This is a genomic window from Rathayibacter tanaceti (assembly GCF_001634385.1).
GTDB classification, from domain to species: Bacteria; Actinomycetota; Actinomycetes; order Actinomycetales; family Microbacteriaceae; genus Rathayibacter; species Rathayibacter tanaceti.
The window spans coordinates 1-2,800 of sequence record NZ_LIIN01000206.1; the positions used below are offsets into that span (position 1 = coordinate 1).

Consider the following 2,800-nt stretch of genomic DNA (forward strand, 5'->3'; position numbering starts at 1 on the left):
CGGCCGGCCGGCGCGCCCCTCCGCTAGAATCGAGCGGCCGGTCGCGCGGATGCGGCATCGACTTCCGCGCCGGCCCGCCCGGCGAACCCTTCATCGGGTCGCACGCCCCTCCGTCGAAGAAGGACTACGCCATGCCAGCCATCGTCATCACCGGCGCCCAGTGGGGCGACGAGGGCAAGGGACGTGCGACCGACCTCCTCGGCAGTCGAGTCGACTACGTCGTGAAGTTCAACGGCGGGAACAACGCCGGGCACACGGTCGTCGTCGGCGACGAGAAGTACGCGCTGCACCTGCTCCCGTCGGGCATCCTCACCCCGGGGGTCGTGCCGGTGATCGCGAACGGCGTCGTCGTCGACATCGAGGTGCTGTTCCACGAGCTCGAGGCGCTGAGCGCCCGCGGCGTCGACGTGTCGAAGCTGCTGGTCAGCGCCAACGCGCACGTCATCACCAGCTACCACCGCACCCTCGACAAGGTGACGGAGCGCTTCCTCGGCAAGCGCCAGATCGGCACGACCGGACGCGGCATCGGCCCGGCCTACGCCGACAAGATCAACCGCGTCGGCATCCGCATCCAGGACCTGTTCGACGAGAACATCCTCCGCCAGAAGGTCGAGGGCGCCCTCGACCAGAAGAACCACCTGCTGGTGAAGGTTTACAACCGCCGCGCGATCCTGGTCGAGCAGGTGCTCGAGGACCTGCTGCAGTACACGGAGCGCCTGCGCCCGATGGTCGCCGACACCTCGCTGGTACTCGCCCAGGCGCTTGACGCCGGCAAGACCGTGCTGTTCGAGGCGGGCCAGGCCACCATGCTCGACGTCGACCACGGCACCTACCCGTTCGTCACGTCGTCGAACGCGACGAGCGGAGGCGCGGCCACCGGCTCCGGAGTCGCCCCCAACCGCATCGACCGCGTCATCGCCGTCATCAAGGCGTACACGACCCGCGTCGGCGCGGGTCCGTTCCCCACCGAGCTCTTCGACGAGTGGGGCGAGTACCTCCGCAAGCAGGGCTTCGAGTTCGGCACCACCACTGGTCGGCCTCGCCGCTGCGGCTGGTACGACGCCCCCATCGCGCGCTACTCCGCCCGGATCAACGGGGTCACCGACTTCGTGCTCACCAAGCTCGACGTCCTCTCGGGCCTCGAGACGATCCCCGTCTGCGTCGCCTACGACGTCGACGGGGTCCGCCACGACGAGGTCCCCGTCTCGCAGAGCGACTTCCACCACGCGAAGCCGATCTACCAGGAGTTCCCCGGCTGGCAGGAGGACATCTCGGGCTGCCGCGAGTTCTCTGACCTTCCGCAGGCGGCCCAGGACTACGTCCGCGCGCTCGAGGCGATGAGCGGCGCGAGGTTCTCGGCGATCGGCGTCGGGCCGGAGCGCGAGCAGGTCGTCGTCCTGCACGACCTGCTCTGACGGCTCAGAGCAGGTGCAGGCCGCGCTCGACCGCGGCGAGGATCGCGCGGTCGACCTCTGGCCACTGCGTGAGCACTTGCGTCGCCGAGAACCGCAGCGTGACGTAGCCGTCGGAGGAGGCGTGCAGATCGCGGCGGCGGTCGTTCTCGACGTCGTGCGTCGAGCGTCCGTCGAGCTCGATGATGAGGCTCCGGCCGATCAGCAGATCGACGCGGCCGACCCCGGGGATCCAGACCTGAGCCCGGGCGGTGATGCCTCTGAGGTGCAGCCGCCAGCGTGCGAGGGTCTCGAGTCCGCTCTGCGAGTCGTCCCGGACGAAGGCGAGTGCGGCCAGGAGCCTCGCGGGGCAGGCGGTCTGCAGCTCGGCGATCGCTCCGGTCGTGAGGAGGCGCTTCTCGAGGGCCGACTCGAGCGCGACGAGCAGGTCCTCGACTCCGACCGAACGGCCGAGCTGAATCAGCGCATGGACCGGCGAGACCCGGAGGCGTTCGTCGCCGGGATGGGCCGCATGCCAGTGCAGGCGGACACTTCGAGGCGCCGCTATACGGGCGGCGTGTGCCTCGACGTGCACATGCAGATGCGGTGAGCGCAGCACCCAGAGGCCGTGCGAGCGGGCGGCGTCGGTCGCGGCCAGTCGGCCTCCGAGCCGGAAGGCGGCGAGCACCTCGGGCGGCAGCCTCGGGGAGGCGTACTGGCCGCGACGGCCGCGGACCAGCCGGCCGTCCCTGACGGCCGCAGCGAGGAGTCGGTCCGTCGCCCCGGCGACGAGCAGGGAGCTGCGTGAGAGGACGCCGTCGTGCACAGCGAGGAGCGAATCGAAGTCCATGCGGTCGATGCTGGCGGAGTCGGTGACTCAGGCCTGGTCGCCGGAGGGCGTTCGGGACGGTCGGACGCCATCGAGCATCTGTGGAGGGGGATCAGTAGGAGCTTCCGTCAACAACGAAGGATGGAACCGATCCCACAACCGAGAACGTGCGGATCGGAGCCCGGCGATTCGAATTCTTCCTTCGTTGTTGACGGGACACCCGGTGCGAGCGCCGGATAATCGGCGCATGCAGATCTACGCCGACCTCCCGTCCGCCCGCGCGCGGCAGATCGTGGCCGACGCCCTCGCCCTCGGTGTCGCCGCGGTGGCCATCGCCGCCGGTCTCGCCGTCGGCTCGCTGATAGCCGGTCTCGCCGAGATCGGTCGTCGGCTCGAGAGCGCAGGAAGCGGCTTCGGGTCCACCATGAGTGACGCCGGCACCACCCTCGGCGGCATCCCGCTGCTCGGCGACGCCGTGCGTGCCCCGTTCGACGAGGCGAGCGGAGCCGGGTCGGTGCTGGCCGCCGCTGGCCGCGACCAGCAGCAGCTCGCGAGCGCGCTGGCGGTCGTCGCCGGTCTC

At 70.4% G+C, this 2,800-nt stretch carries 2 protein-coding genes and 1 pseudogene; 2 read left to right on the forward strand and 1 reads right to left on the reverse strand.

Annotated features, from left to right (window positions below):
- The first annotated feature begins 131 nt into the window (after nt 1–131).
- Nucleotides 132–1,415 carry an adenylosuccinate synthase gene (locus tag ACH61_RS14835; protein ID WP_068213524.1) on the forward strand — a complete coding sequence of 428 codons (1,284 nt, stop codon included), beginning with the start codon at nt 132–134 and terminating at the stop codon, nt 1,413–1,415.
- Nucleotides 1,416–1,419: 4 nt separating this feature from the next.
- Here ACH61_RS14835 and ACH61_RS14840 read toward each other — a convergent pair whose 3' ends face one another.
- The gene (locus tag ACH61_RS14840; protein ID WP_068213522.1) at nt 1,420–2,241 is read right to left on the reverse strand and encodes an endonuclease domain-containing protein; all 822 of its coding nucleotides are present in this window, start codon (nt 2,239–2,241) and stop codon (nt 1,420–1,422) included.
- Nucleotides 2,242–2,467: 226 nt separating this feature from the next.
- On the opposite strand from ACH61_RS14840, the pseudogene ACH61_RS14845 reads away from it, so the two are divergent.
- Nucleotides 2,468–2,800: pseudogene (locus ACH61_RS14845) on the forward strand (hypothetical protein); the annotation flags it as partial.